Here is a 14,631-nt window from a genome sequence, read left to right as displayed (position 1 = left end):
ACGGGCAGCCTTGCCCGGCGCATGATGCTGATTGCAGCGGGGTGGATTTCCATCCTGCTGCTGTTTGGCGGGGTGGCGCTGGACCGCACGCTGACCGCGCTGGTCACCGGCCAGTTCGACGACCGGCTGGAATACCTCCTCAACGCCATGGTCGGATCGGCCGAGATCGGCCCCGATGGCGAGGTCTATTTCAACCGGCCGCTGGGCGACCAGCGCTTCCTTGAGCCCAATAGCGGCCTGTACTGGCAGATCTCCGGCGAAGGCTATGAGGATTGGCCCAGCCGTTCCCTGTGGGACCGGACGCTGGACATTCGCGCAGACGAGCGCGACCCGGACCCCGATTTCTACGACAGCGGCCAGTTTGCTGGTGAGCCGCTGCGCGTGGTCGAGCGCAGCGTGCAGCTGCCGGGCAGCGAGACGACGTGGAAGTTCGCCGTAGCCGGCACGCGCGACGAGCTGGACGAGCAGATCGGCGAGAACCGCCGCATCCTGACCATCTCCTTCGCGATCCTGGGCATCGGCCTGTTCCTGATGGCCATGTTCCAGACGCTGTATGGCCTCGGCCCGCTGCGCCGCATCCGCCGCGCCATCGCGCGCATCCGCACAACCGGCCGCAACCGCGTCACCGACCCGCTGCCGCGCGAGGTCCAGCCCATGGTGGACGAGCTGAACGCCCTGCTGGAGCATTCCGAGCGGCAGGCGCAGGAAGCGCGCACCCATGCAGGCAATCTCGCCCATGCACTGAAGACACCGCTGACCGTGCTCACCAATGCCGCCAGCGCGCGGTCGGAAGATTTGGACGATACCGTGCTGCGCGAAGCGGCCACCATGCGCCGCCAGGTCGACCACCACCTCGCCCGCGCGCGAGCGGTGGGCCGGCGCGCCTACGGTCTCTCCCGCTCCAACGTCATGGAAAGCGCCGAGGCGGTCGAGCGCGCGGTTGCGCGGCTTTACCCCAAGGTCCGATTCGACCTGGACGGGAAGGGCGCCTGCGATGTCGCGATAGAGCGGCAGGATCTCGACGAATTGCTCGGCAACATTATCGAGAATGCCGCGAAATACGGCGGTGGCAGCGTATTCATCACCGTCGATCCCGATCCCGAAGCGCCGCTCGCATCCATCTGGGTGGAAGATGACGGGGCCGGTATCCCGGAAGAGGAACGCTCGCGAATCTTTGGCCGCGGGGCCCGGCTGGACACCGAGAAGCCCGGCACGGGGCTGGGCCTGTCCATCGTGAACGACGTGGTGGGCATTTACGGCGGCACGGTCGAACTGGACGAGAGCGAGGACCTGGGCGGCCTGCTGGTGATCCTGAACCTGCCGCGCGCCGCTGCGGCAACGGCAGCCGACTGACGCTGCAAACCTTTCACCGTTACTACGGCTCGGTTCACCCACCGGTCAGGCTTGTATCGTTAAGTATCAAGCCTAGAAAGCTGAACGCTCCGGAGAACACGATGACCCGTTTCCGCATTGCCCGCCCGCTGCTGATCGCAGCCGCCGCCGCCTCCCTCGGGGGCTGCATGGCCTTTGACGACTATGGCTATGGCGGCGTGTCCGTCGGCTATGGCAGCGGCTATTATGAGCCGTATTACGGCTGGTATGACGAGTATTACTATCCGGGCGTCGGCTACTACGTTTACGACGTCTACGGTTCGCGCCACCGCTGGTCGGATCGCCATCGCCGTTACTGGGAAGGGCGCCGCCACGGACACCGCGAATTCCGCGAGCATTGGGGCGATTACGAGCGCCGCGCCGAGCGCCGCCGTGACCGCCGCGAAGCCCGCCGTGAGGCGCGCCAGGAGGAGCGACGCGATGCCCGCCGCGAGGAGCGCCGCGATGCCCGCCGCGATGCCCGCCGCGAGGAGCGCCGCGATGCCCGCCGCGAAGCGCCTCGTAGCGAGCGCGGTGCTGCCTTCCGCGGTGACCGCCGCAGCGAGCAGCGCGAGGAACGCCGCAACGAACGTCGGACCGAGCGCCGCAGCGAACGACGGGGCAATCGCCGCAATGAGCGGCCTGCACAGCGCCAGCCCCGCGCGGAACGGCCCACGCAGCGCCAGCCCCGCGCGGAACGGCCCACGCAGCGGCAGCCACAGCCGCGGGCAGAGCGTCCTGCTGCACGGCCTCAGACCCGTGAGCGCCCTGCCCGCGTCCAGCGCAAGCAGGATAGGCCGAACCAGCGCGTCCGCCTCCCCGATGAGGATTGAGGGCGGTCAAGCCAAGTAATGAGAAAGGCCCGGAACCGCAAAGGTCCCGGGCCTTTTTCATGTCCGCCATCAGCCCGTATCAGGTGGGCTGGGGTTCGCGCTGGATGAGGCCGATGGCACGCTCGATCACGGTGCGACCGTTGGCCGGCTTCGGGATGATCGGTGCGTCCAGTGACCGGATCGCCTCGCGCAGACGGTCGAGATCGCCCGAGTGCAGCAGGTAAGGCACGGCTCGGCGCTCCAGTTCGCGGGCGACGGGGATGCAATTGCAGTTCTCGGGCAGCGTGAAGTCGAGCACCGCCACGGCAATATCGTGATCCTTTTCGAGCACGTCGAGCGCATCGTCCACGCGCGTGGCAAGCACCGGCTCGCAGCCGAGGTCTTCGGCAGACAGCTCCAGGTCCATCAGGATCAGGGGCTCGTCCTCCAGCAGCAGGATACGCGGTTTCATCGGTTCTTCGTCCCGATCGGGAATTCGATCCGCGCGCGCAGCCCGTCTTCGTGCCAGTCACGCTCTATCGTCCCGCCGGAAATGCGGATCAGCCGGTCCATGACGATATGTCCGGTGCCGCTCGCGTCCGGCTGAGTCGTCACGGGCGGCCCGCCGGTCTCCGTCCAGTGAATCACGACATTGGGCGGGGAGTCGCCATTCTGGCGTTCCCATGCGACCTTTACGTGTCCAGAGCCATTCGACCATGCGCCATGCTGCTTGGCATTATCTGCCAGTTCGTGAAGCACCAGGCCGATGCCAGAAATCAGCGCGAAGGGTACGCTCAGGCCGTTGCCGTCCAGCGTCAGGTGTTCCCCGTCCGGATCGTGCGGCGCGAGGATAGAGCGGATGGCTGTGTTGAGTTCGATGAAGCCGGTCGATGCCTCGTCCAGCGTGGTTTCGTATGCGCGGCCCAGAGCCTGGATACGCTCGTTGATTTCTTGCGCTTCCGCAGTGATCCCGCGTGTCCGGCCCGTGATGTTGACGATTCCGGTAATCACGGAGAACAGGTTCTTCATCCGGTGTGACAGCTCGCGCGCCATCTCCCGTGCGGTATGTTCCTGTGCTCTTGCGGCCCTTACGTTGGATACGTCCCACTGGCTGCCGAAGAAATACAGCAATTCGCCCGCATCATTGTAGATCGGGCCCAGGTGCAGGGCATTCCAGAACGGTTCGCCATTCTTGCGGTAATTGAGCAGCTCCACGACCGTGACATCCTCGGTCTCGATGGCGGTGCGGATTTTCTCGATCGGCTCGGGGTCCGTGTCCGGTCCCTGCAGGAAACGGCAGTTACGGCCGATGATTTCCTCTTCCTCATACCCTGTCAGGTTGCGGAAGGCGCGGTTGGCGAAGACGATGGGCATGTCCGGCTGGTTCGGATCGGTCAGGCAGATCGCCATGCGGGTCTGCGCCATCGCCTGTTCGAACAGCACGCCGGACGATCCGGAGAAGGAGTCGCCCGGGTGATCAGCGCGGAACTGGCCCGGGGCCGCATCATGACGCGGGATGACATCGGCCTGTGCAGGCCTGTCGGTGCGCATCTTGGCGTTTTTGGGATCTTCGCGATTCATAATAGCGTCGCGTTTGGAACACGCCGCAAGCGGGGCTGTTCCCGCTTAAGTTAACTTAGATTAACCCTCGCGGGCCTGTTCGTGATGTCGGATCACTTCCTCGATCACGAAGCGGATGAATTTTTCACTGAATTCAGGGTCCAAATCCGCTTCCACCGCCAGGGCGCGCAGCCGTTCGATCTGCCTTTTTTCTCGCGCCGGGTCGGCCGGGGGCAGCTCCGCGCGCGCCTTGTAATGGCCAACGGCTTGGGTGATGCGAAACCGTTCAGCCAGCATGTGCACCAGCGCGGCATCGATATTGTCGATCGAGCGGCGGAATGCGCCCAGCACCTCTTCCGGAGGGCGGGTGTCGGGATTGCCGTTCATGGACGGCTCGTTCGCCCTCAGGTCATGTGCATTGGCCATTTGCAACGGTTAGCAGGCGCAATCCGCGCTTGCCAAGCGAGTGCTGCAACGCCACATGCCATGCCATGAGCGCACAGGTCGTAGAATTCCCGCGCAAGGAGCCTTCGCTGGCCCCGATCCTGTCGCTGACCGCGACGGCGATGAATTCCGTCAATTCCGTCATCCTGGACCGCATGCAGAGCGAGATCCCGCTGATCCCGGCGCTGGCCGGGCACCTGATCAGCGGCGGAGGCAAGCGCATGCGCCCGATGCTCACGCTCGCCGGGGCGGAGCTGGTGGGATATGGCGGCACGCGCCATCACAGGCTCGCCGCTGCGGTGGAATTCATCCACACCGCCACGCTGCTGCATGACGATGTGGTGGACGGCAGCGAGACGCGGCGCGGCAAGGAAACCGCCAATATCGTGTTCGGCAACCCGGCCACCGTGCTGGTGGGCGATTTCCTGTTCAGCCGCGCGTTCGAGCTGATGGTGGAAGACGGCAGCCTGAAGGTGCTGAAGATCCTGTCCGGTGCCAGCGCCATCATCGCGCAGGGCGAGGTGGACCAGCTGGTCGCACAGCGCCGGATCGAAACGAGCGAGGAACGCTACCTTTCCATCATCGGACGCAAGACCGCCGCACTGTTCGCCGCCGCCAGCCGCATCAGCGCCGTGGTCGCCGAATGCAGCGAGGAAGAGGAAGAGGCGCTAGACGCCTATGGCCGCAACCTCGGCATAGCCTTCCAGCTGGTCGACGATGCGATCGATTACGACACCGGCACGGCCGAGATGGGCAAGGACAAGGGCGACGATTTCCGCGAGGGCAAGATGACCCTGCCCGTGATCCTCGCTTACGCCCGCGGCGACGCGGAAGAACGGCTTTTCTGGCAGGATGCCATCGCCGGCTTCCGGATCGAGGACGAGGACCTGGAGCACGCCACGCGGCTGATCCAGCGCCACGATGCCATCGCCGCCACGCGCGAACGCGCCCGCCATTATGCCCAACGCGCCTGCGACGCGCTCAGCATCTTCCCGGAAAACAAGGCCCGCGCCGCGATGGTGGAAGCCGCGCAATTCGCGGTGAGCCGGGGGTATTGAAAAACACCCGTCATCCCAGCGAAGGCTGGGATCTCTAGCCGCTTGCGCTCCTTCCGAAACAGATCCCAGCTTAGCCTGGGATGACGAAATGGATTAGGGCTCACCATCGTGCCCGACCAACTCCCCATCCACGCCGTCTTGCCGGACCTGCTCGCCGCCCTGCGCGAGCGGCCGGGTGCGGTGCTGGTTGCGCCGCCGGGGGCGGGCAAGACCACCGCGGTCGCGCCTGCGCTGCTGGACGAGCCGTGGTGCAGCGGCACCATCATCCTCACCAGCCCCCGCCGCGTGGCTGCGCGCGCTGCGGCAGAGCGGATGGCCCAGATGCTGGGCGAGAAGCCGGGCGAAACCGTCGGCTATCTCACCCGGCTGGATGCGAAACGCAGCGCGAAGACGCGTATCCTGGTGGTGACCGAGGCGATCTTTGTCTCGCAAATCCTTTCCGATCAGGAGCTTGCAGGCATCTCCGCAGTCCTGTTCGACGAGGCGCATGAGCGGCATCTCGACAGTGATCTCGGCCTTGCGCTGGCGCTTGAGAGCCAGTCTGTCCTGCGTGAAGACTTGCGCGTTCTGGTGATGAGCGCGACGATCGATGGCGCCCGGTTCGCGCGGCTGCTGGGAAAGGGCACGCCTGTTATCGAGAGCGAGGGAAGGGCGCATGACCTGCACGTGGAATGGCTCGGTTCCAGTCCGGAAAAGCGCATAGAGGACGCCATGGCGAGCGCCGTGCTGCGAGCCTGGCGCGAGGAGGAGGGCGACATTCTCGCCTTCCTGCCCGGCGTCGGCGAGATCGAGCGGGTGCGCGAGCGGCTGGAAGCGCGGCTGCCCCAAGCGCCGATCCTGCCGCTGCACGGACAGGTCCAGCCTGCCCAGCAGCGCGCGGCCATCCGCCGCGATGGCGAAGGGCGGCGGCGCATCGTGCTGGCAACGGCCATTGCGGAGACCTCCATCACGCTGGAGGGCGTCTCCGTCGTGGTCGACAGCGGGCTTTCGCGGCGCGCGGAGTTCGACTTGGCGGCCGGCACCACGCACCTGATCACCACACGCGCAAGCCGTGCCGCGGCGGCGCAGCGGGCAGGGCGTGCGGCGCGTACCGGGCCGGGTGTCGCCTATCGCCTGTGGGAGGAGGGCGGCCATGCCGGGCGGCCCGAATTCGACCCGCCGGAAATGCTCACCGCCGATTTGGCGCCGCTGGTCCTGAGTCTCGCAAGCTGGGGCGTGGCGGACCCGGCGAGCCTTGCCTTCCTCGATCCGCCACCGGCGCCTGCCGTGGCCACGGCGCGGCAGCGGCTGGCGGCGCTCGGCGCGCTCCTTCGACAGGCTCAGGATGAGCGGTGGATCGTGACCGAGTTCGGCAAGCAGGTGGCGGCCCTGCCGATGGGGCCTTGGCAGGCTGCCATGCTGCTCCACGGGGCCGCGCGCGGGCAGGCGGAATTGGCGGCGAAACTGGCGCTGCTGCTGCAGGAGCGCGGCCTCGGCGGGCGCGGCGAGGACCTGGCGCAGCGCCTGCAACGCTGGGAGGGCGACCGCTCCCCTCGAGCCGCTGCGAGCCGCAAGCTGGCGCAGGGCTGGGCAAAGCGGGCTGAAAGGCAGTACTCCGCTCATGCTGAGCCTGTCGAAGCAGGGTTGAAAAGCGCCAACCCAATTCGCCCTTCGACAGGCTCAGGACGAGCGGAGCTGGGGCAAGTCCCACCCGCCATCCTCCTCGCCCTCGCGCTGCCGGACAATATCGCGCGCCGCCGTGATCCGTCCGGCGAAATCTGGCTGTCGGCTGGCGGGCGTGGTTATGCGCTCGATCCGGCGAGCCCGATTGGGGCGCAGGAATGGCTTGTCATCGGCGATGCCACCGGTAATGCGAAGGGCGCGCGGATCACCGCAGCGCTGCCGCTGGAGCGCGGCGATATCGACGCGCATCTGGCCCACCGCACAGAGCGGCGCACCGCGCTCAAATGGACGGGCGACCGCGCCGAACCGCGTCTCGAGAGCCGTCTCGGCGCCATTACCCTGGCGAGCGGGCCGGACCCCGAGCCGGACGAGGAGCATATCGCGCAGGCTCTTGTGGACAAGGCTCTGGATAAGTCCGGGGAAAAGCTGTCGGCAATCGTCCCGGCAGACCTCGCCGCCCGCGCGCGCTTTGCAGGGATTGCCGAGCTTTCGGACGAGGCCCTGCGCGCGAGTGCCGCCACATGGCTCGCCCCGCTGCTGCATGGCCGCCGAGACCTGAAGGTGCCGCGCGGCAAGGTGGTCGATGCGCTGCTGGGCCTGGTCGACTGGGACACGCGCCAGCGGCTGGACCGCGCCGCACCGCCCGAATTCACCAGCCCGGCCGGCACGACACATGCGATCGACTACACTGGGCCGGACGCTCCAGCCGTGGAGGTGCGCGTGCAGGCCCTGTTCGGGCTGGACCGGCATCCAATGGTCGGCGACACGCCGCTGCTCCTCAAGCTCACCAGCCCCGCCGGCCGCCCCATCCAGACGACGCGCGACCTGCCCGGCTTTTGGCGCGGCAGCTGGGCCGATGTCGCGAAAGACATGAAGGGCCGGTATCCCAAGCACCGCTGGCCCGAGGAACCCTGGACCGAAAAGCCCAGTTTGAAGACAAAGAACGCGTTTAATCGTTAGCCTCAAGCGCCGGCGCCGGCGTCCGCCCGCTTGGCTATCCTCGCCGCTTTCCCTCCGCTTCGCTATGGGGCGGCTCCGGGCGGGCAGTCGCCCTTGCGGTCGGCTATGCCGACCGATGGTTTAGCATTGAGGCTGTCAGGATTTCGCATTAAGGAGGCCCCCATGCAGGCCCGTATCTACAAACGCCCGAAATCCGCGATGCAGTCTGGCAAGGCGCTGGTCGACCAGTGGATCCTGGAATTCGATCCGGCGGAGGCCAAGAAGGCCGATCCGCTGATGGGCTGGTCCGGCAGCGGCGATACGCAGGCGCAGGTGCAGCTGAAATTTCCCGATTGCGCCGCCGCGCAGGCCTATGCCGAAAAGCACGGCATCAGCGCCCGCGTGCACGCCGTGCCGCCGAAGACGCTGAAGCTGCAGGCCTACGCCGACAACTTCCGGTAATCGGCTGCCACCACGCGCAGGCGCTTGAAATTCGCCGCAACCCACGCCATATGGCCGCCCGGGAGTCGGGTGGACGTTTGCGTTCGCTCACCGGGTCAGGGCCGGAAGGCAGCAGCCCAGGTGGATTGCGGCGGGTCGCCCGGCTCCTTTTCCATTCCATGTGCAGATTTGGTTGCTCCCGGCATGACAAGCGGGCGGCAAGCCCCTACCTAATCATGCATGGGTGATTCACCGGACAACACTGACGGCCTGCCATGGGCGACCGAGCCCGACGAGGAAGCGAAGCCGAGCGCGGCCGAGCTTGAAGCGGCCGGCCAGGATTCGATGTTCGGTGAGCCGCAGCCCGCAGCAGCGCCCGCTCCCGAACCCACACCTGAAGCCGAACCCGCACCGGCAGAGCAGGCCGAAGCCCGGCAGCCCGCCGCCGCCGCGCCGCAGCCCCAAGTCACATCCAAGCCTGCGCCCAAGCCCGATGCCGCGCAGCCTTACCGCGTGCTCGCCCGCAAGTACCGCCCGCAGACCTTCAGCGAGCTGATCGGGCAGGACGCCATGGTCCGCACGCTGGGCAATGCGATCGAGCGTGACCGGCTGGCCCATGCCTTCCTGATGACCGGCGTGCGCGGGGTGGGGAAGACCTCCACCGCGCGCCTCATCGCCAAGGCGCTCAATTGCGTCGGGCCTGACGGGCAGGGCGGGCCGACCATCGATCCGTGCGGCCAGTGCGAACCCTGTACGGCCATCGCGGAAGGCCGCCATATCGACGTGATCGAGATGGACGCCGCCAGCCATACCGGCGTGGACGACATGCGCGATATCATCGAGGCGGTGCGCTACGCCTCTGTCTCCGCGCGCTACAAGATCTACATCATCGACGAAGTCCACATGCTCAGCCGCAACGCCTTCAACGCCATGTTGAAGACGCTGGAGGAGCCGCCCGCGCATGTGAAATTCCTGTTCGCCACCACGGAAGTGGACAAGCTGCCCGTCACGGTGCTCAGCCGCACGCAGCGCTTTGACCTGCGCCGCATCCCGGCCGACATGCTGCAGCAGCATTTTGCCAGCATCTGCCGGCAGGAGGACGTGGAGGCCGAGGACGAGGCGCTGGCGATGATTGCTGCCGCGGCCGAGGGCAGCGTGCGCGACGGGCTTTCCATCCTGGACCAGGCCATCGCCCATGCGGACATGGAAGGCGGAGGCAAGGTCACTGCAGAAAAGGTCCGCGACATGCTGGGCCTGGCTGACAAGGGGGCGCAACGCCGCCTGTTCGCCTGCCTGCTGGAAGGCGATCCGCAGGGGCTGCTTGCCGAAGTGGACAAGCAATATGCGCTGGGGGTGGAGCCGCTCGCCCTGCTGCGCGCCGCCATGGAACTGGCGCACCGCATCGCTCTGACACAGGTGGGCGGCGGCGAATCCGATGCGCCCACGCTGGAAGAGCGCAAGGATATCGAGGGCTGGGCCGGGCAGCTGACGGCAGCGCAGGTCCACCGCCTGTGGCAGCTGCTGCTGAAAGGCTATGACGAGGTAAAGGGCGCGCCCGATCCGCTGGTCAGCGCGCAGATGGCGCTGCTGCGCGTGCTGCATGCGTCCGACATGCCGGACCCGGGCAGCCTGGTGAAGAAGCTGGAAGAGCTGGCCGCCAATGCGCCTGCACCGGGCGCGGCTGGCGCGGCCCCTGCTGGCGGCTCTGCACCCGCCGCCGCCCTCGATTGGGCGCAGCTGGTGGCCACTGTGCGCGATTCCGGCGTCAATGGCGCGATGTCGCTGGCCAGCATGCTGGAAATGCAGGTGCGCGTGGTGGAACTGGCGCCCGGCCGCCTGGTCTATGCGCAGCCCCACGGTTTCGACGACGATATCCTTAAGCCCGTGCGCGAAGGCCTGAAGGCTGCGACCGGCCAGCCCTGGACGGTGGAGAAGTCCTCCGCCGAAGGGTCGCCTACGCTGGTCGAACAGGCCGATGCGGCGCGGCAGGCAGAGGCCGATAGGCTGCGTAACGACCCGATGGTGAAGGCCGCCTTCGCAGCTTTCCCCGATGCCGAACTGATCGAAGACAACGCGCCGGCCGCCGCTGCAGGGCAGGGCTGGAGCCGACGCGCCTGAGGAGCATGACGATGGAAAACATGGAAGAAATGATGAAGGCCGCGCAGGAAGCGGCAGAGCGCATCCAGAAGCAGATGAACGATGCGCAGGTGAAGCTGGACACCATCGAGGTGGAAGGCGCCGCCGGCGGCGGGCTGGTCAAGATCCGCTGCTCCGCCAAGGGCCGCATCCTGGGCGTTTCCATCGATGACAGCCTGATGAAGCTGGAAGAAAAGCAGGTGCTGGAAGACCTTGTGACCGCCGCCTTCAACGACGCGCGCGGCAAGGCGGACCGGGCGGCAAACGACCAGATGCAGGAAATCCAGTCCGGCATGGGCCTGCCGCCGGGCTTCAACTTCCCCGGCATGGGATAGTGGAAAAAAAGAGGAGAGCTGGAATGCCCAGGCACACCGCCCGCACCGTCTTGTGTTCAGCACTGGCGTTCACACTGGCGGCGGCTGTTCCCGCTGCTCCCGCTCTTGCCCTCGACGAGCCCATCGAAATGGTGGTGTCAGAGGATGGCGATCACAAGACGCTGACGCAGTCGGTTATCGTGGATGCGCCGGTCGCCGACGTTTGGGCTGCTTTCGTGACGGAGGAAGGCTATTCGTCCTGGGCCGTGCCGCACGTGAAGATCGACCTGCGCATCGGCGGCATGATGGAATCCAGTTACGGTGAAAGCCTGACGATCGGCGATCCGGCCAATATCAAGAACCAGATCGTCGCCTTCGTGCCCGAACGCATGCTTGTTTTGAAAAATGTGCAGGCACCGGCAGGGTTCGCGGCGCGCGAAACGATGGACCGGCTGACATCCGTTTTCGAGTTCGAGCAGGTGTCGGAAAACCAGACGCGGGTGACCGTCCATGGGATCGGCTACGGATCGGATGAGGAATCCTTGAAGCTGATCGAGTTCTTCAAGGTCGGCAACGCCTGGTCATTCCAGCAGCTACAGAAGAAATTTCCAGGCGACTGAGCGCCGCGCGTTCGGCGCAGAGGCTGGAGGGCGGCAAGCCTTTCCTACCGTCACGGCATGCGGCACGTGCCGGGCATGGCCTCCCAATTCCTCTTTCGCAGCGCCCCTGCCATTCCTTCGAACCGGCCCTGCGGTTTTTGCCCCCTGGACTGTGTAGCACCTGTAACACCTTTCAGCTTCGCCCCGCGAAAGCTGAACGGCAGGGCATCCACAGCTATCGGGCAGTGGCGCATTGCGAGGCGCGGGCAGGCTCCCCATATCCGGTGCAAGACAGCGGGCGCGCTGCGGACAGCCGCCTGCCAGCCAGACGGATATGCATGACATGAGCCAGTACCCCCTCCTCCCCTTGCGCGACATCGTGGTGTTCCCCGGCATGGTCGTCCCCCTCTTCGTGGGGCGCGACAAGTCGGTGGCTGCGCTGGAAGCGGCGATGGATGCAAAGCGCGACATCGTGCTCCTCTCTCAGATCGACCCGGCGACGGACGATCCGGGCCGCGAGGACCTGTTCGACGTGGGCGTCATCGCGCAGGTGCAGCAGATGCTGAAGCTGCCCGACGGTACGGTGCGCGTGCTGGTCGAAGGCATGGCCCGCGTGACCGTGACTGCGATGGAGACGCAGGGCGACCATGTCGTTGCCACGGTCGATGTGCCGGACTTCACCGAGGCGACCGGGCCGGAAGCGGAAGCCGCGATCCGCGGCGCGCTGGAGCAGTTCCTCGAATACGCCAAGCACGACAAGAAGCTGCCCGACGAGCTGGACGACGAACTCGGCAAGATCGAGGATGCGGGCATGCTGGCCGATACGCTGGCTGCCAACATCAACGCCAAGGTGAAGACGAAGCAGGAGATCCTGGCCGAAGCGGACCCGATGAAGCGGCTGGAGCTGGTCTCCGCCGTGATGGATGGCGAGCTGTCCGTTCTGCAGGTGGAGCGCAAGATCCGCGGCCGCGTGAAGCGGCAGATGGAGAAGACGCAGCGCGAATACTACCTCAATGAGCAGCTGAAGGCGATCCAGACGGAGCTGGGCGGCGATGGCGAGGACGGCGACGAGCTGGCCGAACTGGCCGAGAAGATCGAGAAGACGAAGCTGTCCAAGGAAGCCCGCGCCAAGGCCGTGGCCGAGCTCAAGAAGCTGAAGGGCATGCAGCCCATGAGCGCCGAGGCAACCGTCATCCGCAACTACCTCGACGTGCTGCTGGGCCTGCCCTGGGGCAAGAAGAGCAAGCTGAAGAAGGATATCGGCAAGGCGCAGGAAATCCTGGATGCCGACCACTACGCGCTGGACAAGGTGAAGGACCGCATCATCGAGTACCTTGCCGTGCAGGCGCGCACCAACCGCCTGAAGGGCCCGATCCTGTGCCTCGTCGGCCCGCCCGGTGTCGGCAAGACGAGCCTGGGCAAGTCCATCGCACGCGCCACGGGCCGTGCCTTCGTGCGCCAGTCGCTTGGCGGCGTGCGGGACGAGGCGGAGATCCGTGGCCACCGCCGTACTTACATCGGCAGCCTGCCGGGCAAGATCGTCACGAACCTGCGCAAGGCTGGCAAGTCTAACCCGCTCTTCCTGCTCGATGAGATCGACAAGCTGGGCCAGGACTTCCGCGGCGATCCCGCCAGCGCGCTGCTGGAGGTGCTCGACCCCGAACAGAATGCGAAGTTCCAGGATCACTACCTCGAACTCGATATCGACCTTTCGGACATCATGTTCGTGTGCACCGCCAACAGCCTGGACCTGCCGCGCCCGCTGCTGGACCGGATGGAGATCATCCGGCTGGAAGGGTATACGGAGGACGAGAAAGTCGAGATCGCCCAGCGCCACCTCGTCGCCAAGCAGGTCGAGAACCACGGCCTGAAGGACGGCGAGTTCGCGCTGCAGGAAGACGGCCTGCGCGACCTCATCCGCTACTACACGCGCGAGGCCGGTGTCCGCACGCTGGAGCGTGAGATTGCCAAGCTGTGCCGCAAGGTGCTGCGCCGCATCCTGGAAGGCGAGACGGAAGGGGTGACCATCACGCCGGAGAACCTCTCGGATTTCGCAGGCGTGCGCCGCCACAAGCACGGCATGGGCGAGGAAGAGGCGCAGATCGGCGCCGTCACGGGCCTCGCCTGGACGGAGGTGGGCGGCGAATTGCTGACCATCGAAAGCGTTACCACGCCGGGCAAGGGCGAGGTCAAGACCACGGGCAAGCTGGGCGAGGTGATGAATGAAAGCATCGCTGCGGCCTTCAGCTTCGTGAAAGCGCGCGCGCCAGCCTATGGCATCAAGCCCAGCCTGTTCCAGCGCAAGAACGTCCACATCCACCTGCCCGAAGGCGCCGTGCCCAAGGACGGGCCGAGCGCGGGCATCGGTATGGTGACTTCCATCGTCTCCACGCTGGCGGGCATTGCGGTCCGCCCCGACGTGGCGATGACGGGCGAGGTCACACTACGCGGCCGGGTGCTGCCGATTGGCGGCCTGAAGGAGAAGCTGCTGGCTGCCCTTCGCGGCGGCATCACGACCGTGCTGATCCCGCAGGAAAACGAGAAGGACCTCGCGGAAATTCCGGACAATGTGAAGGAAGGGCTCGAGATCGTGCCCGTCAGCCATGTCGACGAGGTGCTGGAGCGCGCACTGGTCGCTCTGCCGGCCGCGATCGAGTGGACGGAGGCGGACGACCTTGCCAGCCAGCCTGCGCCGGCGGACCGGGGCGGGGCGACCGCTCACTGAGCAAATGCGGTAAAAAAGGCGGCCCGATTGCTGCAGCGCAGCGACTCGAATACCGCGCGCGTTTTGATCGCGCTGCGGTCCATGACCTTTGTTATGCGAACCGGCCAAACTCGCCAGCCGATGGTCAAAAAACCATCAAGATTGGCCGATTCTGGCCGGTTTAGCCTTTGACAGCGGGGTCAAAAACGTTTCAAATCCGCCGTCATCGCTTGGCGATTCAGGCACATAACAAACCACAATCGAGGGGCTTACTTCACATGAACAAGAACGAACTTATCGGCGCCGTCGCAGACTCCAGCGGTCTTTCGCGCAGCGATGCGACCAAGGCGGTCGAAGGTGTGTTCGACACGATCACCAGCACGCTGTCCAAGGGTGATGAAGTTCGCCTCGTCGGCTTCGGCACGTTCTCCACGGCAAAGCGCAAGGCCTCCACGGGCCGCAACCCGCGCACTGGCGAGCCGATGACGATCAAGGCTTCCACTCAGCCCAAGTTCAAGGCCGGCAAGGGCTTGAAGGACGCGGTGAACTGATCCGTTTCCGACGGGGTGACCATCACCCCGTCGCAAAGAG

At 66.0% G+C, this 14,631-nt stretch carries 13 protein-coding genes and 1 other RNA gene; 11 read left to right on the top strand and 3 right to left on the bottom strand.

What is annotated here, in order from left to right; genetic code table 11:
• The first annotated feature begins 21 nt into the window (after window positions 1–21).
• Together A6F65_RS09800 and A6F65_RS09795 are read left to right on the top strand one after the other, a co-directional pair.
• A complete protein-coding gene (locus A6F65_RS09800) occupies window positions 22–1,353 on the top strand; it encodes a sensor histidine kinase (protein WP_067788256.1) in 1,332 nt (443 codons plus the stop codon).
• Between the two features lie 101 nt (window positions 1,354–1,454).
• Window positions 1,455–2,204: a hypothetical protein gene (locus tag A6F65_RS09795; RefSeq protein WP_067788254.1), complete on the top strand. Its 750-nt coding sequence runs from the start codon at window positions 1,455–1,457 to the stop codon at window positions 2,202–2,204.
• Window positions 2,205–2,283: 79 nt separating this feature from the next.
• On the opposite strand, the gene A6F65_RS09790 is transcribed toward A6F65_RS09795, so the two are convergent.
• Genes A6F65_RS09790 through A6F65_RS09780 form a run of 3 tightly spaced genes read right to left on the bottom strand, consistent with a single transcriptional unit; the run spans window position 2,284 to window position 4,130 of the window.
• Entirely contained in the window at window positions 2,284–2,655 is a 372-nt protein-coding gene (locus tag A6F65_RS09790; RefSeq protein ID WP_067788252.1) for a response regulator, read from the bottom strand.
• Window positions 2,652–3,764, bottom strand: coding sequence for a PAS domain-containing protein (locus tag A6F65_RS09785; protein ID WP_269465808.1), 1,113 nt, complete (start codon window positions 3,762–3,764; stop codon window positions 2,652–2,654). Before A6F65_RS09785 ends, A6F65_RS09790 begins: the two co-directional genes overlap by 4 nt.
• A gap of 60 nt (window positions 3,765–3,824) precedes the next feature.
• Complete coding sequence (locus tag A6F65_RS09780; RefSeq protein ID WP_067790464.1) at window positions 3,825–4,130, bottom strand: chorismate mutase; 306 nt, start codon at window positions 4,128–4,130, stop codon at window positions 3,825–3,827.
• A 104-nt stretch (window positions 4,131–4,234) separates the two neighbouring features.
• Here A6F65_RS09780 and A6F65_RS09775 point away from each other — a divergent pair, with 104 nt between their 5' ends.
• The 9 genes from A6F65_RS09775 (at window position 4,235) to A6F65_RS09735 (ending at window position 14,591) form a co-directional block, all read left to right on the top strand.
• Complete coding sequence (locus A6F65_RS09775; RefSeq protein ID WP_067788248.1) at window positions 4,235–5,245, top strand: polyprenyl synthetase family protein; 1,011 nt, start codon at window positions 4,235–4,237, stop codon at window positions 5,243–5,245.
• A 108-nt stretch (window positions 5,246–5,353) separates the two neighbouring features.
• Window positions 5,354–7,867: an ATP-dependent helicase HrpB gene (hrpB, locus tag A6F65_RS09770; protein ID WP_067788246.1), complete on the top strand. Its 2,514-nt coding sequence runs from the start codon at window positions 5,354–5,356 to the stop codon at window positions 7,865–7,867.
• A gap of 162 nt (window positions 7,868–8,029) precedes the next feature.
• Complete coding sequence (locus A6F65_RS09765) at window positions 8,030–8,308, top strand: ETC complex I subunit (protein ID WP_067788244.1); 279 nt, start codon at window positions 8,030–8,032, stop codon at window positions 8,306–8,308.
• Window positions 8,309–8,366: 58 nt separating this feature from the next.
• Window positions 8,367–8,461: signal recognition particle sRNA small type (ffs, locus tag A6F65_RS09760), an RNA gene on the top strand.
• 66 nt (window positions 8,462–8,527) lie between these two features.
• Window positions 8,528–10,405, top strand: coding sequence for a DNA polymerase III subunit gamma/tau (locus tag A6F65_RS09755; RefSeq protein ID WP_067788243.1), 1,878 nt, complete (start codon window positions 8,528–8,530; stop codon window positions 10,403–10,405).
• A gap of 11 nt (window positions 10,406–10,416) precedes the next feature.
• Window positions 10,417–10,758 (top strand): YbaB/EbfC family nucleoid-associated protein, encoded by a 342-nt coding sequence (locus A6F65_RS09750; protein ID WP_067790461.1) that lies wholly within the window; start codon window positions 10,417–10,419, stop codon window positions 10,756–10,758.
• Window positions 10,759–10,781: 23 nt separating this feature from the next.
• Complete coding sequence (locus A6F65_RS09745) at window positions 10,782–11,357, top strand: SRPBCC family protein (RefSeq protein ID WP_083989421.1); 576 nt, start codon at window positions 10,782–10,784, stop codon at window positions 11,355–11,357.
• A 322-nt stretch (window positions 11,358–11,679) separates the two neighbouring features.
• Entirely contained in the window at window positions 11,680–14,061 is a 2,382-nt protein-coding gene (lon, locus tag A6F65_RS09740; RefSeq protein ID WP_067788239.1) for an endopeptidase La, read from the top strand.
• 257 nt (window positions 14,062–14,318) lie between these two features.
• On the top strand, window positions 14,319–14,591 hold the full coding sequence (locus tag A6F65_RS09735; RefSeq protein ID WP_067788236.1) for an HU family DNA-binding protein: 273 nt from the start codon (window positions 14,319–14,321) through the stop codon (window positions 14,589–14,591).
• The last annotated feature ends 40 nt before the right edge of the window (window positions 14,592–14,631 follow it).

The organism is Paraurantiacibacter namhicola (genome assembly GCF_001687545.1).
Taxonomy (GTDB): domain Bacteria; phylum Pseudomonadota; class Alphaproteobacteria; order Sphingomonadales; family Sphingomonadaceae; genus Paraurantiacibacter; species Paraurantiacibacter namhicola.
The sequence above is the reverse complement of the archived record's forward strand: the minus strand, read 5'-3'. Positions and strand labels throughout refer to the sequence as shown.